Raw genomic sequence first — 21730 nt, 5'->3', positions numbered from 1 at the left:
CAGTGTATGAAACAGAAAGTGACCTTAAAACAAATTGCAAAAGAACTTGATGTTTCCATCTCTACTGTATCAAAAGCTTTAAAAGACAGTGTTGAGATAAGTAAGGATACCCGAGAAAAAGTGAAGGCCTTTGCTAAGCTTTATAACTACAAACCTAATAATATAGCGTTAAGTTTAAAAAATAGAAAGACTAAAACTATTGGTGTCATTATACCCGAAATAGTACATCATTTCTTTACAACAGTAATAGGTGGAGTAGAAAAGGTTGCAAATGCCAAAGGGTATAACGTAATTATATGTTCTTCTAACAATTCTTTTGATAAAGAAGTAATTAATATGGAGATGTTAGCTAGTGGCAGTGCTGATGGTTTCATTATATCTGTCGCAAAAGAAACACAGCAACGCAAAGATTATCATCATATCGAAGAAACCATGAGTCAAGGAATGCCGGTAGTGTTGTTTGATAGAATCATTGATGAATTGGTGTGTGATAAAGTTATTATTGATGACGCCAAAGGGGCCCAAAAAGCAGTAAATCATTTAGTGTCAAAGGGTTGTGCTAAAATTGCGATTTTGTCGACGGTTGACTATATAAGTGTTGGGAAATTGAGAACTACCGGGTATTTGAGAGCGTTAAGAGCACATGATATCCCCGAACGCGAAGAGTTTATTTTAAAAATTGAAGATATCGAGCATTGTGAAGAAGAAATTGCGGCCTTTTTAGCGAGTAATGAATTCGATGCAATTTTTGCTGTTAACGAATTATTTGCGGTTACAGCAGCAAAAATTTTATATGCACGAGGTAAAAGCATACCTAATGATGTTTCTCTGATAGGATTTACTGATGGTATATTATCTAAACATTTTATTCCAAGTTTGACCACCATAAGTCAACATGGGGAGGAGATGGGCGAACGCGCAGCAAAGTTATTAATCGATAAGTTAGAAGGAGACCCGCTAGCTACCGAAGAATATAAAACAGTTATTATAGATACAAGTTTAGTTGAACGCCAGTCAACAAAAAAATAATAGGTATGTGTTTAATCAAAAAAATATAATATCTTTGGCACCTATCAAAACTTGTATTTCTACTTTCTACGAAATAAGTTTTGATAAGTCTCACCGCTTATCAAGTTAATATTCAAACAAATACTTGATGAACAAGCGTAAGTTAAGTTTCTGGGAAATTTGGAACATGAGTTTCGGTTTTCTGGGAATACAATTCGGTTTTGCACTACAGGGAGGTTTTATGTCCAGAATCTTCCAGACACTAGGAGCAGACAAAGATGCTATACCATATTTATGGATTGCAGCACCCCTCACAGGATTACTGGTTCAACCTATTATAGGATATTTGAGTGATCGTACCTGGAGTGTTCGTTGGGGTAGAAGAAGACCCTATTTTTTAATAGGAGCTATCTTGAGTTCTATTGCTTTATTTCTCGTACCACATTCACCCGTTCTATGGGTAGCCGCCGGCTTTTTGTGGATACTCGATGCATCGATTAATATCTCAATGGAACCCTTTAGAGCGTTAGTAGCTGATAAATTACCTGACTCCCAACGTTCTTATGGGTTTGTAACTCAAACACTAATTATAGGTATAGGAACCTGGGTTGCTAGTAATTTGCCTTGGATGGTCTCACAGTTGGGGGTTAGCGATGCTGCTCCGGTAGGTGTGATACCGATGTCCGTAAAGGTGGCTTTCGCAATAGGAGCTTTTGTATTTCTAATAAGTATTTTATATACCGTATTTACCACGACAGAATATCCTCCTGAGGATATGGCTGAATTTGAGTTAGAGAAGAAAAAGAAAAATCAATTTATACCTGATATTCTTAATAATATAGGAAACATGCCAACAACCATGAAAAAACTGGGACTTGTTCAGTTTTTTAGTTGGTTTGCATTTTTCACCATGTGGAGTTTAGCGAATCCTGCACTCACAGAACATGTGTTCGATACTCCCGCACCAGTAGAAGCTAATTTTAATATGGAACAACCAGCATCTGCTACAGCGTTTAATGTTGCTAATACTGCATTTCAAAAATCTTCTAACGAAGTAGGTCGTTATATGGGATATTACGGTTTGTCTTCTATGGCATTTGCTTTATTACTAACATTTTACACTTCAAAAAAACGAATCAATCGCAAATTTGTACATCTTGGCTCTCTATTGTTAGGAGGGGTAGGATTTATATCCATGTATTTTATACCCTCACCGATTTGGCTGATGGGGTCTTTTATTCTTGTAGGATTTGCATGGGGAAGTATTTTATCGATGCCCTACGCCATGTTGTCAAGTTCCGTAGATCCCAAGAAAATGGGTGTAATCATGGGAATCTTCAATATGTTTATTGTGATTCCGCAAATTATTGCAGCACTGGGCGGCGTTAATTTTGCATATAAATTAATTGGTGAACAAACGATAAATGCAATGATTGTGGCAGGTATTAGTTTAATTATAGCAGCTGCATGCAACTTATTAATAACAAATAAAGACGCAATTACATACATACCAAAAGTAACAGAATGATGAATAAGAAAGGATTTATTTTTGATTTAGATGGTGTTATCGTCGACACAGCCAAATACCACTATCTCGCATGGAAAAATTTAGCAGAGGAACTAGGTATATCTTTTTCAGAAATACAAAATGAACAGTTAAAGGGAGTAAGTCGTATTCGATCTCTCGAAAAGATATTGGAATGGGGGAATTTAGAAATTCCACAGGATAAATTTGACAAATTGCTTGTAGAGAAGAACGAAGAGTACTTGTCGTATATCAATAATATGAATCAGAATGAAATTCTCCCTGATGCTGTCAGAGTCTTAGAATATCTAAAGACACAGAATTGTGGAATTGCTCTTGGGTCTGCAAGTAAAAATGCACGTATCATTCTCGATAAAGTGAACCTACGCGAACATTTTGAGACAATTATTGATGGCACGGATGTAACAAAGGCGAAACCCGATCCCGAGGTATTTATAAAAGGAGCAGAGCGTCTTAATATAGCACCAGAACACTGTGTAGTTTTTGAAGATTCTGTAGCCGGAATTCAAGCGGCAAATGCTGCGGGAATGGTTAGTATAGGTATAGGGGATAGCGCTATACTATATGAAGCGGATTATGTATTTGAGAACTTTAAAGAGATGGACAACCAGTTTATAAACCAATTAATAACCACAGAAAAAGTATAAAAAATTATGAATCAGGATTATATACAACCAAATGTTTGGTCACTGATCGAAGAAGAATTTGACGTGGCTCGCGTCAAATCTTCAGAAAGCCTTTTTAGTATCGGAAACGGTGCTATGGGACAACGAGCAAATTTTGAAGAACATTACTCAGGACCTACTTTTCAAGGAAGTTATATAGCTGGTGTTTATTATCCGGATAAAACCAAAGTTGGTTGGTGGAAAAACGGATATCCGGAGTATTTTGCAAAAGTCCTAAATGCACCTAATTGGATAGGTATTAATGTAGAGGTTAATGGTGAAGTATTGGATCTCTATACGTGTAAAAGTGTGGCTCATTTTAAGAGAGAGCTTAACATGAAAGAAGGTTGGTATGAACGTTCCTTTGAAGCCGTTCTTCCTAATGATATCACAGTTCAGGTTAAAGCTACTCGTTTCTTAAGCTTGTCTCAGGATGAGGTAGGCGCCATTAAATATCAGGTAATACCTTTGACTCATAATGCTACAATCAAACTGACACCTTATCTTAATTCTGGCATTACCAATGAAGATACAAATTGGGATGACCAATTCTGGGAGACTTATGAGGTTTCACAAGATAATCAAGTATCCCAAATCTGTTCTAAAACTTTAAAAACCGACTTTCATGTCTGTACAGGTATGGTTAATACAGTACTGTTAGATGGTACTGTTCAAGATATAGAAGCGAAAGTATCCCAAGATAACGCATACATTGAACAGTCGTATGAACTAACAGTGAAACAAGGTCAAACTGTGGCCTTACACAAATTTGGAGGTTATACAGTTTCGTTAAACCATACACAGAACCAATTAAAAGCAGCAAGTAAAGAATCCCTTGATGCGGCAGTAAAAAAAGGGTTTGACATATTACTTCAAGAACAAAAAGATGCTTGGTCCCAAATATGGGAGATGGCCGATATCGTAATTGAAGGCGATGTTAAGGCACAGCAAGGTATTCGTTTCAATATTTTTCACCTTAACCAAACGTATTTAGGAAAAGATCCGCGATTGAATATCGGTCCAAAAGGATTTACCGGTGAGAAATATGGCGGGAGTACCTATTGGGATACCGAAGCGTATTGCATTCCGTTTTACATGGCGACCAAAAACCATGAAGTGGCACGCAATTTATTGGTATACCGCTATAATCATTTGGATAAAGCTATAGAGAATGCAGAGAAACTCGGTTTTACTAATGGAGCTGCGTTGTATCCAATGGTTACCATGAATGGAGAAGAATCTCATAATGAATGGGAAATAACTTTTGAAGAAATTCATCGTAATGGGGCTATGGTATTTGCTATTTATAATTATGTGCGTTATACGGGAGATTACTCTTATATTCCGGAGAAGGGATTGGAAGTTATGATAGCCATTGCTAGATTTTGGCAGCAACGAGCGACGTTTTCTACAGATAAGGATAAGTATGTTATTCTTGGTGTTACGGGTCCCAACGAGTATGAAAATAACGTCAATAATAATTGGTACACGAATTACCTAGCGCAGTGGTGCATAAACTATTGTATCGAGAATCTTAACCGAGTAAAAGTTGATTTTACAGAAGACTATAACAGAATTATTAAGAAGACTAACTTAACGGCTTCAGAAATAGTAAAAATGTCAGCTGTGGCGGAAGGTATGTATTTTCCATATTCTGAAAAGCATGATGTATATCTACAACAAGATGGTTTTCTGGATAAAGAGTTGATTACGGTTTCAGATTTGGATCCTTCAGAACGTCCTATAAATCAAAAATGGAGTTGGGATCGTATTTTGCGTTCACCCTATATCAAGCAGGCGGATACATTACAAGGTTTTTATTTGTTTGAAGATCATTTCACAAAGGAGCAACTTGAAAAACATTTTGATTTCTACGAGCCTTTCACTGTTCATGAATCATCATTATCGCCTTGTGTACATAGTATTCAGGCAGCAAGCTTGGGAAGAGTGGATCAGGCCTACACTTTTTATTTAAGGACTTCCCGATTGGATTTGGATGATTATAATAAAGAGGTTGAAGAAGGCCTACATATTACCAGTATGGCTGGTACATGGATGAGTATTGTGGAAGGATTTGGTGGACTACGTATCATAAATGATCAATTGTCCTTTACACCCAAAATTCCATTACAGTGGTCTGCCTATTCATTTAAAGTGAATTTTAGAAATCAAATTTTAAAAGTTTCTGTTTCTCATGAAGGGGTATCTTTTGTATTAGAAGGGAGTGAAGAGTTGACTATTCTTGTAAATAACAAAACAATTCTTGTCGCGCCCGATAATTTGATAACAGTGTAAGTAAAGTAAGTTGTATAGAAAACTCTCATTAACTTTGTAGTTAGTGATTCACGCAAGTAATTAAAAGAGAAGTAACGATGAAAATTAAACTGTTTATAGTATGTATCTGCTGTTTTATAGCCTTTGGCAATGCACAGATTAAAAAAGTTGAACCCCCACATTGGTGGAGTGATATGGAAACCTCTGAAATTCAAATATTATTTTATGGCGATAGTCTCGCTAATTATGAGGTAAAGTCGGATGGACTTCAAATCATCAAGGTAGATAAAGTTGTGAATCCTAATTACCTTTTTGTTACTGTAAACACTAAAAATGTAGTACCATCCACTGCATCCTTTAGTTTTTCGAAAGATGGCTCCATTGCATTTACACATCCTTACGAAATTGTAGCTAGAAACCCTTCTTCTCGCGAACGCAAAGGTTTTGATAGCAGTGATGTCGTATATCTTATTATGCCGGATCGTTTTGCAAATGGCAATCGGGATAATGATTCTCATCCCGAGATGAGCGAAAAAGTTGAGCGTTCTAATGGCGGCGGCAGACACGGTGGTGATATTCAAGGGGTGATCAATAATCTGGACTATATTCATGATTTGGGAGCTACTGCTATATGGAGTACGCCGCTCTTAGAAGATAACGAGCCAAAATACTCTTATCATACGTATGCCCAAAGTGATTTGTATCGTATTGATCCTCGGTATGGAACTAACGAAGACTATAAAAAGTTAGCTGATGAAATGCACGAGCGTGATATGAAATTAATCATGGACTATGTAACGAATCATTGGGGATCCAAGCATTGGATTATACAGGATTTACCTTTTGCAGAATGGATTCACCAGTGGCCCGAAGGTTTTACCAGAAGTAATTACAGAATGGCAACTCAGTTTGATAGCTATGCCTCCGAAGTAGACAAAAAAGGGTGTATGAATGGTTGGTTTGATACTACGATGCCTGACATGAATCAGAGCAATCCTTTTGTTTTAAGGTATATGATTCAAAATGCTATATGGTGGATAGAATATGCCGGTCTGGATGGATTGCGTGTAGATACCTATTCTTACAATGATAAAGAAGGCATAGCTCAATGGACTAAAGCTATTATGGATGAGTACCCCAACTTTAATATTGTTGGTGAAGTATGGATGCATGACCAAGCGCAGATTTCCTATTGGCAGAAGGATAGTAAAATAGGAGCATTGGATAATTACAACTCCAATCTTCCTTCAGTGATGGATTTTACCTTACATGACGCCGTTACCACAATGTTTTCTGAAGATGAAACGGGATGGGATAAAGGAATGATTCGGGCGTATGACAATTTTGTTAATGATTTCTTATACCCTGATGTCAATAATATCATGGTGTTTGCCGGAAATCATGATACGAATCGTATAAATGGAATTTTCCAAAGTGATATAAAAAAATATAAATTAGTGCTTTCGTTGCTATTGACTACACGCGGAATTCCTCAGTTATATTATGGCGATGAAATTGGTATGTTAGGTAATCGCGACGAAAAAGGGGATGGCGATATACGAAGAGATTTTCCCGGAGGGTGGTTTGTAGATGGTCGCAGTGCTTTCAAATCAGCGTCTACCAATCATGGCCGTACCAGTGATCAGGAAGCATATCACAAATTCACAAAAAAACTATTAAATTGGCGCAAAGAAGCAACAGCAGTTCACAACGGTAATTTGTTACAATATATTCCTTTTGATAATGTGTATGTGTACTTTAGATCCAATGAAACACAAACCGTTATGGTCCTTATTAACAATAGCTCAAAAATTAGAAAACTTGATACATCTCGTTTTAAAGAAGGTATACAGTCGTTTACCCAGGGTACAGATGTAATATCGGATGAGAATTTTGACCTAACATCAAAAATAACAATTCAGCCAAAAACCGCTTTAATTTTAGATTTAAAATAAAAATTATGAGAATTCTTACCACCACATTAATTTTAGGAATGATAGCACTTTTGTCGTGCGGAAAAGCAGCAAAAGAAAAAGAAATTGAACCAGCTAAAAAGCAATCAGAAAATCAATTGACACGCTTTGATATTGATAGTATTGCAGAACGGGCTGTCATCTATGAAGCAAATATTCGTCAATATTCATCAGAGGGATCCTTCAACGCTTTTACCAAGGATATTCCAACACTCAAAAATCTGGGCGTTAAAGTAATTTGGTTAATGCCGGTATATCCTATTTCGACAACTAAAAGTAAAGGCTCTTTAGGTAGTTATTACGCGGTTTCAGATTACACCAAGGTAAACCCAGAGTTTGGTAGTTTAGAAGATTTTCAAAACTTAGTAAAAGTGGCGCATGAAAATGAGATGTTAGTAATTCTTGATTGGGTTGCTAATCACACAGGATGGGATCATTCATGGATAAAATCTAATCCTGAGTTTTATACAAAAGATAAGGAAGGTAACATAACCCATACCGAAGGAACTGACTGGACAGATGTTGCTGACTTGAACTATGATAGTATGGAAATGCGTCAGAAAATGAGAGACGCAATGAAGTATTGGGTAGCAGATCAAAATGTAGATGGCTTTAGATGTGATGTAGCCGGAATGGTACCTGTCGAATTTTGGAACAAAACAACTGCTGCGTTAGAAGAGATAAAGCCTGTTTTCATGCTGGCAGAAGCGTGGGAACCTGAATTGTTAGACGATGCTTTCAATATGGGATATGGTTGGGACACGCATCATGTCATGAATAAAATTGCTAATGGCGAAGCAGACGTATCTGCATGGGATAAGCGAATGAATCAAATCGATACTATGTATGATGCGGATGATATCTTAATGAACTTCACTTCTAATCATGATGAAAATTCATGGAACGGTACTGTGGAGGAGCGTATGGGAGATGCAAAGGAAGTGTTTGCTGCGCTATCCTATGTTGCACCGGGTATGCCGCTAATTTACTCAGGACAAGAATATGATCTAAATAAAAGACTTTTATTTTTTGAAAAAGATTCTATTGCTAAGCAAAAAGGAGTGTTCTATCCTTTATATGAAAAACTGGGTACATTGAAAAATGAGTATCCTGCGCTTAACGGAGGTAGTGATGCGGCAGATTATGAAAGAATCAGTACGTCTGATGATAAAAATGTCTTAGCATTCTCACGTACAAAAGCGAATCAAGAAATTGTTTTTATAGCTAATTTGAGTAAAGTAACTAAGGAAGTGTCTGTGGATGTACAAGGTACCTTTAAAAATTACATGACTGCTACTACCGAGACTTTTGATAGCAATAAGAAAACAGTTATCAAACCCTGGGAGTATAAAATTTTGATTGCAGAATAAACCAATTTATTAAAACGCAACCCTGGATAAAACGGCTCATTTGAAATGGGTCGTTTTTAGTTTGTAGAAGTAAAACAATAGAGTTTTAGGATAAATTCAATACGATATACCTAAAAAACCACTCATAAAATATGTAATTCTTATTTTATAAAGATAAAATAAAGAACTTATTAACCGAAAACGTTTTAGTTTTTAGCAGTATTAGGTTATTACCTACAATAGGAATAGTTTTGAGAGAGATGACAGAAAAATTAAAAAATATAGCAGTGCTTACTTCCGGTGGAGATGCACCGGGAATGAATGCAGCAATACGTGCCGTAGTAAGAGCTTGTAGCTTTTATGATTTGAATTGTTTTGGTGTATATAAAGGCTATGAAGGTCTGATCAATAATGAAATGGAACCCCTTAACGCAAGGTCTGTGCGTAATATCATCAATAAAGGCGGTACATTTCTCAAATCTGCGCGTTCCAAAGCTTTTATGACTAGCGAAGGAAGAAAAAAGGCGCATGGTAATTTAATAGCAAATCAAATCGATGCTTTAATAGTTATTGGGGGTGATGGTAGTTTTACGGGAGCCTTAAAATTATCTGAAGAATTTGATTTTCCTGTAATAGGCATACCTGGTACAATTGATAATGATATTAATGGTACCGATTATACCATAGGATATGATACAGCACTCAATACTGTGGTCGAAGCTATTGATAAAATTAGAGACACTGCAAGCTCTCATAACCGCTTATTCCTTATCGAAGTGATGGGGCGTGATGCGGGGGATATTGCACTCAACGCAGGTATTGGTGCCGGAGCAGAGGAAATTCTGATCCCAGAAGAGGATATGGGCATTGACAGATTAATTGATTCTCTCAAAAAAAGTAAGAAAACTGGGAAAACTTCCAGTATTATAGTAGTTGCAGAAGGTGATAAATCCGGTAAAAATATTTTTGAACTCGGCGAGCATGTAGAACAACATCTAGACGGATATGAAGTCCGTGTTTCGGTGTTAGGTCATATTCAGCGAGGTGGAGCCCCAAGTTGTTATGATAGAGTCTTAGCCAGCAAACTCGGAGTCGGAGCTGTGGAAGCACTGCTAGAAGGTAAACGAGACATTATGATTGGTATAGTGCACAAAGACGTTACTTCCATTCCACTAAAGCAAGCGTTAGAAAAAAGAGATCATCAACATGATCGTTTAATAAAAGTAGCCGATATCACATCGGTTTAGTAATAAAAGGTAACCACATTTTTTTAATCAACAAATAACCATAATATAGTATGAGTACAATTAAAATAGGAATTAATGGATTTGGTCGAATCGGAAGAATAGCGTTTAGAATCGCTGCTGAGCGATCTAACGTTGAGGTTGTAGCTATCAATGATCTTCTGGATATCGAGCATTTAGCATATCTATTGAAATTTGATTCTGTTCATGGAAAGTTTAAGGGAACAGTAGAGGTAAAGGAAGGAAATCTGTATGTCAATAATAAAAAAATAAGAGTGACCGCAGAGCGTAATCCCGAAGATCTTAAATGGGATGCAGCCGGTGTAGATGTTGTTATGGATTGTACAGGGATTTTTACTACCCTTGGAACAGCAAATGGTCACCTTAAGGCAGGAGCAAAGAAGGTAGTGATTTCTGCACCATCTGCAGATGCGCCTATGTTTGTAATGGGAGTGAATCATAAAGAGGTGAAAGCATCAGATACGATAGTTTCGAATGCTTCCTGTACAACAAATTGTTTGGCACCTTTAGCAAAAGTAATACACGATAACTTCGAGATTGTTGAGGGTCTGATGACTACCGTTCATGCGGCTACAGCAACGCAAGCCGTTGTGGATGCACCATCAAAAAAGGATTACAGAGGAGGTCGATCGGCCTTAAATAATATCATTCCGTCGTCAACAGGAGCTGCAAAAGCAGTAGGTAAAGTGATCCCGGAATTAAATGGAAAACTTACCGGAATGGCTTTTAGAGTACCAACGGCAGATGTATCAGTTGTCGATCTTACCGTTAAGACTAAGAAAGCTGTTTCTTATGAAGAAATTAAACGAGTGATGAAGCATGCTTCAGAAAACGAACTTAAAGGAATTCTAGGATATACAGAAGATGATGTCGTTTCACAAGATTTTGTGGGGGAAACCTGTACGTCAACTTTTGACGCAAAAGCGGGAATTGCTTTAAACGATAATTTCTTTAAACTTATCTCATGGTATGATAATGAGTTTGGATATTCTTCCAAATTGGTAGATTTATCAGAACACGTTGGAAATTTATAACAATATTTTGTAATTGATTTATCTCAAAATAGTATATTTTGAGATAAATTGTTTACGATAAAACTCTTACAACATGATTTTATTGGCTGATGGTGGTTCTACAAAATGCGATTGGATACTTTTAGGAGATGAAGGAGAGATCATCTTTAAAACACGAACTGAAGGATTAAACCCTGCTGTATTCAAACCTAATGTTTTAGAAGAACGAATTCGAAAGAATGAGGAACTTACAAAGCATAAGGATAGTATTATAACTGTGCATTTTTATGGTGCAGGTTGTGGAACTAAAAAACCGGCAGCATTGTTAAAGCAAATTTTTGAAGATTTTTTCGAAAACGCTACCGAAGTGATTGTGAGAGAGGATATGGTGGCAGCTGTGTATGCTGCAACTACAGAACCAGGAATCGTATGTATTTTAGGGACCGGGTCTAATAGTTGTTATTATGATGGAGAGCATATTCATATGGCAGTAGATTCTTTAGGGTATATTTTGATGGATGAAGCAAGTGGTAATTACTTTGGAAAACGCTTAATACGAGATTTTTATTACAAAAGAATGCCTCCAGAGGTGGCAGAAGCTTTTAATGAGCAATACGATTTATCCTCAGATGTAATTAAAGAAAACCTGTATAAAAAAGAAAATCCTAACACGTATTTGGCATCATTTGCAGAGTTTATCTTTACAAGTGAGCGTAATGGATATTTCTATAAGATAATAACAGAAGGTATTCAAGAATTTGTAGAAACGCGTGTGCTTTGTTTTCCTGAAGCGCAGAATGTCCCCATCCACTTTATAGGATCCATAGCACATTTTAGCGAAGATATAATACGTGCAGCTGTTTGGCCTTATCATTTAAAAATCGGTAATATTGTGCGGCGACCTATCGATGGTATTATTGAATATTACAGAAAAGAGGTTTTAAAGGTGAAAGTAGATTAACTACTTTTAATTACTGTTTTTATGCGTTCAATGCTTGCTTTATTAAAGCTTGGGCTTTATTAGAAAGATCAAGTGCTAAGGCTTCGCGTTGACCTCTTGGAGACATTTTAGCCCACGTTTTTTGCAGTATACTAATGATTTTATCATCTGTATGCTTAGTCAGAAAGTCTTCAAAATAATATTGAAGAAATACCAGACAAATAGTATCTTCAAGACATTGCGTTTCTTCGTCTCTTTTCAATTTTTTCTTCTGAATTAAAAAAGAAACACGTTCAATGACTTCTTTATCATATCCTAGTTGATAAAGAATTGAGGAGGCTTTATCCGCATGAAATTTTTTGAGATCCGTACGCCATTGTAAATAGCCTGTCCGATCCATAGGGAAACGGTCTCTAGGTATTTGCCATCTGCAGATATGTTGTGCTCTGGCAGCAAGTTTTAAGGCTTCGGAGGCTTCGGGGAAATATTGCATCAATGCTTCTGTCATACGTTGTCCATAAACAAGTTCTTTTGCTACAGGCAGGTCATTTATCGTCTCCTTATTAGGATCTTCAGCATTTTCTCTGTCGATATGCTGATAAGCAAGTTTAATTTTTGAAGTTTGTTTCATAAATCAAGTAATTAATCGCAAAGGTATTTCTTTTCTAAAAGAAGTATTATAAATCAATCGAATTTAGTGAAACCTTATGATTTCTTATTACTAAGTAGTTGTAAGACATAGGTGAGTTGAGGATCGTTACAAGTAACAAGATCATTGAATGTATAAGGTATAAAACGATCGGGTGTCACACCACTGCTCTTATTGACCGAGGGATTACTAACATAGTTTTGTACATTTTTCAAATTGATGCTAAATTGAATTCCTGAGTGAGGTAGTTTGTAATGAACGGTGAGTCCTATGTTGTGAGAGTCGTAGGAACAGCCTGTTTCCTCTCCCACGAGCGTGATTCGAGAATTATTTTTCGCTAACAATGCAAAATCTGAAGCTTCATTTAAGGTTGCTCCATTTATCAAAACATATACCGAACCGGTGAACCATGTTTTAGTTGGAACCATTAGTGATTCTAAATTATCAAAACTTGAAGTCCATCCGTTATATACTGGATGATTTTTAAACTTTTCTTTTAAACCAAGTTCCTCTTCATAATATGAACCTAAGGTAAACTCCTTAAACGGAATTTCTAACACACCGATATGCTCGGTTGTTCTTTGTTTATAAAATTCATTGGTGATATAAGACATTAATCGTAAGGTATTGGCACGAAGTCCCCCGTGATTGTTTCTGATATCAAGTATGAGATTAGAAATTTTATGTTTTTTAAACTCCGTAAAGAGTTGATCCATCAATTTATTAAAATTAGAAGAACCTATTGAAAAGCTTTTTATTTTTAAAAGGGCGATATGATTCTTAGTATCATACAAAACTGAAATTTTATCTGAATTTGCGCCAACGTATGGATTTTGACTCTTTTTGATGAATTGAGGAGGTATGTTATTACCTTGATCTCGTGAAATATTCAATTCTGTTTGTGTTATTGCAGTAAGCTCTACAATTTTTTCAATTCCTAAAGAATCGATAAAATGAATAGTGTACTTCTTACTTTTCCCATATTCTAAATGATAATAGATATTGAAATTCTGCTCTATAAAACGATGCCTTTTTTGCTCTAAGTGGCCATCGACAGGAATATATTTTTTCATGCTGGAAATAATCCTTTTAATGGGAACTCCGTTGATGGATTTTAATGTTGCGCCTATCGGGATATGGTCATTTTCAATAGCATTATATACCTCATTTTGTATGATCTTAAGAGTCAAAGGAAATTTAGTGCTATTCAATATTAAATTTGCAGGGGGATAAATATTGATATGACCATCTCGAATAACATTAGCAATCTTATAAAGATTTTTGAGTAGGCTGAGCGGTTGGCTGCTATTAGTCTCTTTATTAAGGGCGCTGACTAATGAATCTAACGAAAATTTGTTAGTATGTTTATATAAAGTAGGGTGTCCTTGCTCGAGAATTGCTTTGAAAATGGATAAGTCATTTTGAGTAGCTTCAAGGCGTGCATTAGCTTGCGCGAAAATAAGCATCTCAGAGAGAAAAAGACACACAAAGAGGATATGTTTCGGGTTCATTTTTACCAATGATAGAATTCTAAATAAAGACGTTAAATTCTATAAAATGTTGCGCTTTCACTGGATGCAAGATACATTAAATATAAGGGAATTCTACAGTGTTTGGAGAATAACACTTACGACATACCATAAATTAGTATTCAAAAATTTTTCTATCTTGATTCCTCTCGCTTTTTTAACTGTTTTTGGATTTTTTTAATAGCGGATTCAATTGACTTTTCCGGTTCTATAATATTGTATTCCCCCCAAAAGTCAGGTTCAGAGAATCCACTTGCTTTGTCGCTCAAAATAGTACTTGGTTTAAGACGTTCTTTAGCTTTTAGAGATTTCTTTTCAACATTTTCTTTCCAATCGGTGACAGCAAGTTCTACATCTAATTTGTATACAGAGTTGAATAATCGTTTCTTCCAATTAATTTTGAAGGCTAATTCCATTTTACTATACCCGTAATACCATTTATTATTATCCTCACGATAGTTCACAGTATAATCGGCCTGTGTAGCATACACTTTTGCTCTTGCAGGTTTTTTTCTAACAAAAATTTTACTTGCTTCTTTCCTGTTCTCCAGGTTAAGACTAAAGGAGGCTTTGGTTAGGGCATAGGTAGTAACATCAATATATAATTTTCCATAATACATTGGATCAGGTATATTAGGATGTTGTTTAAAATTAATAACATACATATTTCTATTGTTCATACGAACACTTTTGTCCATCGTAAAGATGTAACTGTCCAAAATGTCATTTGATAAAAGAGCTTCTGGATGCTTTACAAGATCCAAATATAAAGCACTAGCCGGCCCTCCCTGAAGTTTCAGAGTAAGAGTGTCTAAACGTTTATAGTCTGTGTTTTTGCGAGCCTTAAATAATTTGACATCATCGACCTTGTTAAGTGGTGACGGATTCTTATAAATATCAATCACAGCTTCAGAGAGCGAGACATAGGTTCTTCGCTTTCGAATGGTTTCTCTATAAAAGGCAGTTTGGATGATTGGAGAAGCAAGATAGTTATCAGGAATTTTCTTTATGACCTGTTTCATTATTTCCTTTGCATCCCGCTCGCCGATGCTCACCTCATCTAGCTCTGTAACGGTTCTTTCCAGTTGGATTGCATCTTCCATGTTTTGAAGTTGCACAAGTGAAACAGTTTTATTTTTATAGCCTAGATAACTAATGATTAAATTTGCATTTCTATTTTGATACGGTACTTTAATAGAAAATTCACCAGAAGCATTGGAAACAGTAGATATATTTGTTCCTGATAAAATCACTGTTGCCGAAGGTAGCGCATCATTGTTTGATTTATCTTCAATGGTACCTGTATACAATTGGTATTGAGAAGATTCTTGTGCTTCAACTTGAAAAGCATTTAGCTTAAATGAGAAACATATAACTAAAAAAATGAAAGAAAGTTTCTTCATAGGTAGGTGTATCATTTTTTTATATTTTTTCATTAATTCAGTTTTCATACCTAGTGTATTTAAGTTCTAAAAATGTACTTTATGGTTAATAAAGATACTCTCTTAACTTAGCGATCTACATTTTAAGAATGTGAAATATCTATACAAGATAATAAATAAAATCTTATCACTTCATGATCTATATCAGTTGTAATATTATTCAGTATATAACTAGAATTTAATGATAGCCATTATGATCTCCAAACCAATTTTGCAATTTTATATTCATAATTTCTGTGGTAAAAGGCTTGGTAATGTAATCATCTAATCCTTGAGCGATAAATCTGTCTGAATCTCCCGGCAATGCATTCGATGTGAGTGCAATAATGGGAGGGGTGTGCTTACTTTTCTCTTTTATGAGTTGACAAGTTTGTATACCATTAATTTCTGGAAGGTTGATGTCCATTAATATTAATTGATATTTATTTTCTTCAAACATTTCAAGGGCTTGATGACCATTTTTGGCTATGTCTACAGTACATCCTAAATATTTTAAAATCTGTTTAGAAACGATGATACTTGTCTCAGAATCTTCAACTAATAGCACATGAATATTAAATGAAGTAACGGGTAGGGGTTTGTCCAAACTTTTTTCGGGTAAAGCATCTACCACTTTGGTTTTAAATGTGAACCAAAAATTACTTCCAATACTAGGGGTGCTTTGCACACCTAATGTACCATGCATGAGATCGACTAATTTTTTACAAATCGTAAGGCCTAATCCACTTCCTTCTCCAGCGAGAATTGCTTCGTTATGAAATTGACTAAACTGTTGAAACAATTCTTTTTGATCTTTTTGTGAAATACCGATTCCCGAATCAATTACTTCGACTCTAATCGTAAGGGATCCTTTTTTAGTGCTTACCATGAATGCTTTAATCGTAATACCCCCTTTTTTGGTAAATTTAATAGCGTTTCCAATTAGATTTGACATAATCTGTGTAAATCTGTTGGCGTCAATCAGAAGTGTTTCAGGAATTTCACTGGATACTTCAGTTTTGAGATAAAGATCTTTAGACTTGCTAGTAGCTAAGAATAAATTGATATTTTGTGAAATTAAGGTTTTAAAATGTACTGGTTTTGGAGATAAAGTAAATTTGCCAGCTTCAATTTTTGAGAGATCTAATATTTGATTTAAAATATCCAAAAGATTGAGAGATGATTGATGTATAATGGTAACATATTCTTTTTGCAAGGGATTGAGCTCTGTGTTCTTGAATAATAAATCAATCATTCCAATAACACCTACCATCGGAGTTCGTATCTCGTGACTCATATTAGCCAAAAAATCCTGGCGTATTTTTGAAGCAGCAGTAACTTGTTCATTCTTAGCTTTCAATTTATCTAGATTAATACCAATAAACATGGAGAATAATCCTAAAAATATAGGTGCTGTATCCACCATAAAATGAATTGGATTGTTTTGTTGAACCATTATTACGGAATTCCAATTAAATGGAAGTTCTTGCCTTGAAATATCAAAACAGGTAGCGATTGCAGGAAAACATAATCCAAATAAAACGCCATACAGCGTGTACTTGGTCATTTCATTACGAAATGAAAAAAGTTGCTTCATAATTTTAAAAATTGCGATCTAAAAATTCTTCGAAATAGGTATGGGATGTTATCAAAAAATATTATTTTAAATATACCATTTTGGATACTAAATCCCTGAAATTCATAAGGTTTTTGAGATATTAAGATGAAAGTAGTCTGATTTTCTCAAAAAAATAGAATAATTTTTTATGTATCTACTAATGCAAAAACTACAACTTGAATACACAAAAAACCCATGGCAGTTAGTGTACCATGGATTTTTAGGATATGAAACCTAGCATTAAAAATTGTTATCCTTTAAAAATTATTTTTCTTAATTTGTATCCGTCAATTTTGATTAAATATGTTTTAGGGTCTCTGTAATTATGGATATAATCATCTACCACGCCTTTATCCATGAGCCTTCCCGTCAAATTATAAAGGCTATAGTTGAGACCTTGAGGAACATCTTTTATGTTTTTAAAAGTTTTTTGATTCGTACTTTGTTGACAGGTAGCATCTGCAAGTAAGCGATTTATAAAAGTAATACGTCCTTGCTTATCTCCTTCTAATGTAACTGTGGCAGTAGTATCGATATCTAAAATACCTTCACCCGTAAGATTGCCCAATATGATTAAGCATGCGTTTCTGATCTTTATTCGGACACCCTGCTCCAAGTGTAAACTTTCCGTAATAAAAATGACAGCTTCATTTGATGTTTCATCAAGTCCATCGATTACAGTATTTTCGGTTACTGACATTAGCTTATAGGAAATGTCAACCTTTAAATTGGCGAAACCGAATTGAGTACCAATTAAGAATGTAAAGAGTAGTAATTTTTTCATATGTAGATTTTTTGGGGTTCATAAAAGGTAGGTTTTAACTTACGCAATAAATAGTATTAATCTATTAAAACCTGCTTGTTATGGTCAATATACAAATTATTACGTTAAAACCGTAGAATATTTTCAGTCTTTACGAATTTTTACGAATTTTTTTTTAAATGGGAATATTATTGAGAATGTCTTAAAGTTTTTAATAGAATGTGTTTTTTTAATTCATAGTTATGATTTAATTTTTATTGTTTGTTTTTACATTTGTCAAAGGAGCAATATCTCTTACCATCATAAGAGAGTTGCCAATTAACCAGCAAATCACAACATTATGTTCGTCTCTTCTGTAATTCGGGTTTTTCAGCTTTTTAGCATTTGGTTTAAGACCCTTTTGGGAGAATTGTTAAATAATGTAATCAGTGTGGCTTTTATTTTAGCAATATATTTAGCCTTATGGCATTTTCCTCAAACTATTGATTTATTGTTGATTTTGAATCAGGCAGATGCTTTTATGTTTGAAGTTCCGTTATACTTTACTTTACTTATGACGTCAGCTTTTCTTATTTGGAATATTCCGAAATACTTTTATTATCACAATTATAAAGATATAACATGGAGTAATTTTTTGAGATTTGTCCCTAATCAACATTATCGGCACCAGTATCGCAATACAAACGGACGTTATTCATATGTAGTTAAAATTCATATGCGTAAAATCGTTCCAAGAATATTGGCGGTCTTGCTATTATGCATTTCAGCCTTGAGTATCTTGAATGCGATGGAATTGTTTGATTTGAGAAACACCTATACGGATGTTTTAAATCCGGATAATACACTTTTGTTATGTATTCTTGTGTTATTGCTCTTTTCTGAGCCAAGGATCTACAAACTGTTACAGATTGTATTTTTTAAAATTCCTAAAACCAATTTGATCGTTTTTCTGGTTTCCATTGCCTTACTAGCATTAATTATATCCTTAGGTACGTTGAATACCCAAACAGAGAAAGACTTGGGTAATTTATTTTTATCCAATTGCGCACTGGCTTTATTTTTCTTGTCATTGTCATTCAATAGTTATATAGTATTACAAAAGGTGTCTAAAAATATATTTTATGGTAGCATTCTTAGCGCTGGATTTATGGTGCTTATATCTTTCATTGTACTAAACTTTATACCAAAATGGGCAAGCTTGATAAATCCATTGTCAATTTTAGTTCTTTCTCTACTTAGCCTGTTTATGTTTAGTTTTATTTTGATTCTATTAGGAAAAAAACTTAAACTTCCTTTACTCTCAATTGTTTTAATACTTAGTTTTTTGTCAGCAGAATATCTCACCAAAAATTCTGACCATTACCATCTTGAATTAAGAACTGCGTCCACTGAAAGAATGGCGATGGACAACTATATGTTTTATTGGCTCAAGACTCGAAAAAAATTAATTGAGTCAAAAGAGGTTTTTCCGGTGCTAATTGTAAGCGCAGAAGGAGGTGGGTCTAGAGCAGGATTATGGTCATTCTTAATTCATAGCTATTTGTATGAACGAACAAACGGTAAGTATTTTGAGGATAATTTATTATCCTTAAGTGGCGCGTCTGGAGGAGGCGTTGGTAACGGAATGTTTTTTGCCGAAGCACGGGATGCTCAGTTAAACAATAGAGATGCGAGATTTTTACAACAGAAGGATTCAAAGTTTCCGCAATTGCAGTATAAGGCAAGCGTCATTTATAGAGAGAATTTTTTGTCAGAAGCTATATTGTCCCTTTTGGGCAGGGATCTGTTCAAGAGTGTGACAAACTTATTCAATTTTCGTAATCGCGGACAATTATTAGAAGACCAATGGAAAAGAAGCCATAAAACATTTTTTGACGCTCGCGAGGAAGAAGGGTTGTTATCAAAGGAATTTTTGTCATTTTATGAGCAAATAACATCCACTACTCAGAATAAAGATCGTAAGGTTCCTCCATTACTTCTAGTAAATACTACGCATACACAGACTGGAAATTATAACATTATCAGTCCCGTAAAATATGATCATTTACGGCCGTTAAACGGAATGAATGATTTTATTACAAAGTTGCAGTCAGGACACACTAATGCGTCAATTGATTTGTCTACCGCGCTGCGAATCAATGCAAGCTTCCCTTTTATAACACCCGTTGGAGAGATCGAGAATTCTGGTATATCAAATCAGGAATGGTCAGATCAGTATGCTGATGCCGGTTATTATGACAATATTGGTGGTACCGTAAGTATTGGAGTAGAAGAGATATTTAAAAAAGTGCTACGTGACTCTTTTCCAGAACTAATGGATAAGGTGCAGATTAAGCATGTTCTTTTGGTTAACGATGAGGAGCGGAAAATTGCTAAAACCGAATCTCAGTTGGCAGCACCGTTGACAACTTTAAGGAACGTTAGATATGGTCATACGCAAGAAATCGTTCAAAAACTAGGAGAACGATATGCTGTGAAGCTTAAACAAACTACTATTCTTCCTTTAAAAAATATAGCTCCTAAGAAAAAGAATAATGATAATTTGAGAATAAAACCTGTACTCCCGCTAGGAAGATACTTATCTACGATAGCAATACGGTCCATGGAAGCACGTTTAAAAGAAGTCGCTCCACAATTGGATAAAATTGTGGAGCTAAATAACGACAAATGACATATTTTTTTGTATTTTTGTCGTAAAGCAAGTGTGATATGAGCGCAGTAACACCATTAGATTTTGACGGATTAGAGCACAAAGGACTGTTACGGTATCTTAACATCGATATGCCTTTGCGTAATATGTATGATTTTATAGAGCTTTCCAGAAATGGAATAGACAAAAAAGCATTATTGTATCTGGGCAAAACTATTGATTTTGATCTCAAAGCTTTATCACACGTTATTCATATATCAGAACGTACCATACAGCGATATCCTTTGAGTCGAAAGTTAACTACTGAAGCAAGTTCAAAAGTTTTACAATTGGCAAAATTGTATGCCAAAGGAGAGCATGTTTTTGGAGATCTGACTCGATTTAAGCGATGGATGGAGCATCCTAATATTGCTTTGGCTTCCAAAAAACCTAAAGATCTTTTGGATACTACTTTTGGATTTCAATTACTTAATGAAGAATTGGTACGTATTGAACATGGAATTTTTGCTTAATGCGCGTCTTTAGAATTGCAAAAGATCAATATATAAGAGATTTGACCGGTATAGGTGCAAAGACTGTTGGTGGGCGATGGAATGCCAAGGGGGTTGCAATTTTATATACAAGTACATCAGCAGCTTTATCTATTCTTGAAGTACTGGCACATTTACCAGCGTCGTTTTTTCCGGATAATATGTCGATTGCTACGATTGACATACCCGATAAATTTGTAGGCTCCTTTGTTGAACAATCGCTTCCTATGGGATGGGATAAGATACCACCACCTATCGAAAATCATGATTTTACAATGAATTGGATTCATCAACAGAAGTATGTGGGTTTTAAAATTCCGAGTAGTATCATACCTAAAGAACAGAATTTACTCCTAAATCCAAGTCATCCTAACTTTAAAAGTGTAAAAATAATTGATGTCGAGCCCTTTAGTTTTGACCCTAGATTGCTAACCATGTAGTTTTACAGCACTCAAAAATCTGCAAATCATTTGATTATCTACTTAACACCTTAAAATAGCATGTTGTTTATTTTTTTGGTAACAAATTGAGTATTTT

The 21730-nt window shown here is 35.2% G+C and carries 17 protein-coding genes; 12 read left to right on the top strand and 5 right to left on the bottom strand.

Annotation, left to right across the window (positions count from 1 at the left end):
• Positions 1 to 6 precede the first annotated feature (6 nt).
• The 9 genes from BD809_RS11355 to BD809_RS11315 all read left to right on the top strand — a co-directional run bounded on the left by BD809_RS11355 (position 7) and on the right by BD809_RS11315 (position 12054).
• Entirely contained in the window at positions 7 to 1029 is a 1023-nt protein-coding gene (locus tag BD809_RS11355) for a LacI family DNA-binding transcriptional regulator (protein ID WP_148783091.1), read from the top strand.
• Positions 1030 to 1156: 127 nt separating this feature from the next.
• Complete coding sequence (locus tag BD809_RS11350) at positions 1157 to 2536, top strand: MFS transporter (protein ID WP_148783090.1); 1380 nt, start codon at positions 1157 to 1159, stop codon at positions 2534 to 2536.
• Positions 2536 to 3201, top strand: coding sequence for a beta-phosphoglucomutase (pgmB, locus tag BD809_RS11345; RefSeq protein WP_148783192.1), 666 nt, complete (start codon positions 2536 to 2538; stop codon positions 3199 to 3201). Before BD809_RS11350 ends, pgmB begins: the two co-directional genes overlap by 1 nt.
• A 6-nt stretch (positions 3202 to 3207) precedes the next feature.
• A complete protein-coding gene (locus BD809_RS11340; protein ID WP_148783089.1) occupies positions 3208 to 5514 on the top strand; it encodes a glycoside hydrolase family 65 protein in 2307 nt (768 codons plus the stop codon).
• 77 nt (positions 5515 to 5591) lie between these two features.
• Entirely contained in the window at positions 5592 to 7448 is a 1857-nt protein-coding gene (locus tag BD809_RS11335; protein ID WP_148783088.1) for a glycoside hydrolase family 13 protein, read from the top strand.
• Positions 7449 to 7453: 5 nt separating this feature from the next.
• Complete coding sequence (locus BD809_RS11330; RefSeq protein ID WP_148783087.1) at positions 7454 to 8836, top strand: alpha-amylase family glycosyl hydrolase; 1383 nt, start codon at positions 7454 to 7456, stop codon at positions 8834 to 8836.
• A 239-nt stretch (positions 8837 to 9075) separates the two neighbouring features.
• Positions 9076 to 10062: a 6-phosphofructokinase gene (gene pfkA, locus BD809_RS11325; protein ID WP_148783086.1), complete on the top strand. Its 987-nt coding sequence runs from the start codon at positions 9076 to 9078 to the stop codon at positions 10060 to 10062.
• A 50-nt stretch (positions 10063 to 10112) separates the two neighbouring features.
• Entirely contained in the window at positions 10113 to 11114 is a 1002-nt protein-coding gene (gene gap / locus BD809_RS11320) for a type I glyceraldehyde-3-phosphate dehydrogenase (protein WP_148783085.1), read from the top strand.
• 73 nt (positions 11115 to 11187) lie between these two features.
• A complete protein-coding gene (locus BD809_RS11315; protein ID WP_148783084.1) occupies positions 11188 to 12054 on the top strand; it encodes a BadF/BadG/BcrA/BcrD ATPase family protein in 867 nt (288 codons plus the stop codon).
• Between the two features lie 19 nt (positions 12055 to 12073).
• Here BD809_RS11315 and BD809_RS11310 read toward each other — a convergent pair whose 3' ends face one another.
• From BD809_RS11310 to BD809_RS11290, 5 genes are all read right to left on the bottom strand, one after another.
• Positions 12074 to 12664: a DUF4202 domain-containing protein gene (locus BD809_RS11310; protein ID WP_148783083.1), complete on the bottom strand. Its 591-nt coding sequence runs from the start codon at positions 12662 to 12664 to the stop codon at positions 12074 to 12076.
• Positions 12665 to 12738: 74 nt separating this feature from the next.
• Positions 12739 to 14193, bottom strand: a complete 1455-nt coding sequence (locus BD809_RS11305) for a S41 family peptidase (protein WP_148783082.1) — start codon at positions 14191 to 14193, stop codon at positions 12739 to 12741.
• Between the two features lie 152 nt (positions 14194 to 14345).
• Positions 14346 to 15662, bottom strand: a complete 1317-nt coding sequence (locus BD809_RS11300) for a carboxypeptidase-like regulatory domain-containing protein (protein ID WP_246131519.1) — start codon at positions 15660 to 15662, stop codon at positions 14346 to 14348.
• 169 nt (positions 15663 to 15831) lie between these two features.
• The gene (locus tag BD809_RS11295; protein WP_148783081.1) at positions 15832 to 17229 is read right to left on the bottom strand and encodes a response regulator; all 1398 of its coding nucleotides are present in this window, start codon (positions 17227 to 17229) and stop codon (positions 15832 to 15834) included.
• A gap of 271 nt (positions 17230 to 17500) precedes the next feature.
• Positions 17501 to 18034, bottom strand: coding sequence for a hypothetical protein (locus BD809_RS11290; RefSeq protein ID WP_148783080.1), 534 nt, complete (start codon positions 18032 to 18034; stop codon positions 17501 to 17503).
• Between the two features lie 319 nt (positions 18035 to 18353).
• Between BD809_RS11290 and BD809_RS11285 the strand changes: the two genes are divergently transcribed.
• The 3 genes from BD809_RS11285 to BD809_RS11275 are packed head-to-tail and all read left to right on the top strand — an operon-like array spanning position 18354 to position 21633.
• The gene (locus BD809_RS11285; protein ID WP_148783079.1) at positions 18354 to 20684 is read left to right on the top strand and encodes a patatin-like phospholipase family protein; all 2331 of its coding nucleotides are present in this window, start codon (positions 18354 to 18356) and stop codon (positions 20682 to 20684) included.
• A 38-nt stretch (positions 20685 to 20722) separates the two neighbouring features.
• Positions 20723 to 21175 carry a type II RES/Xre toxin-antitoxin system antitoxin gene (gene parS, locus BD809_RS11280; RefSeq protein ID WP_148783078.1) on the top strand — a complete coding sequence of 151 codons (453 nt, stop codon included), beginning with the start codon at positions 20723 to 20725 and terminating at the stop codon, positions 21173 to 21175.
• Positions 21175 to 21633 (top strand): RES family NAD+ phosphorylase, encoded by a 459-nt coding sequence (locus tag BD809_RS11275; RefSeq protein ID WP_148783077.1) that lies wholly within the window; start codon positions 21175 to 21177, stop codon positions 21631 to 21633. The genes parS and BD809_RS11275 overlap by 1 nt, the downstream gene beginning before the upstream one ends.
• Positions 21634 to 21730 lie beyond the last annotated feature (97 nt).

The organism is Aquimarina intermedia, from assembly GCF_008124785.1.
Lineage (GTDB): Bacteria > Bacteroidota > Bacteroidia > Flavobacteriales > Flavobacteriaceae > Aquimarina > Aquimarina intermedia.
The sequence above is the reverse complement of the archived record's forward strand: the minus strand, read 5'-3'. Positions and strand labels throughout refer to the sequence as shown.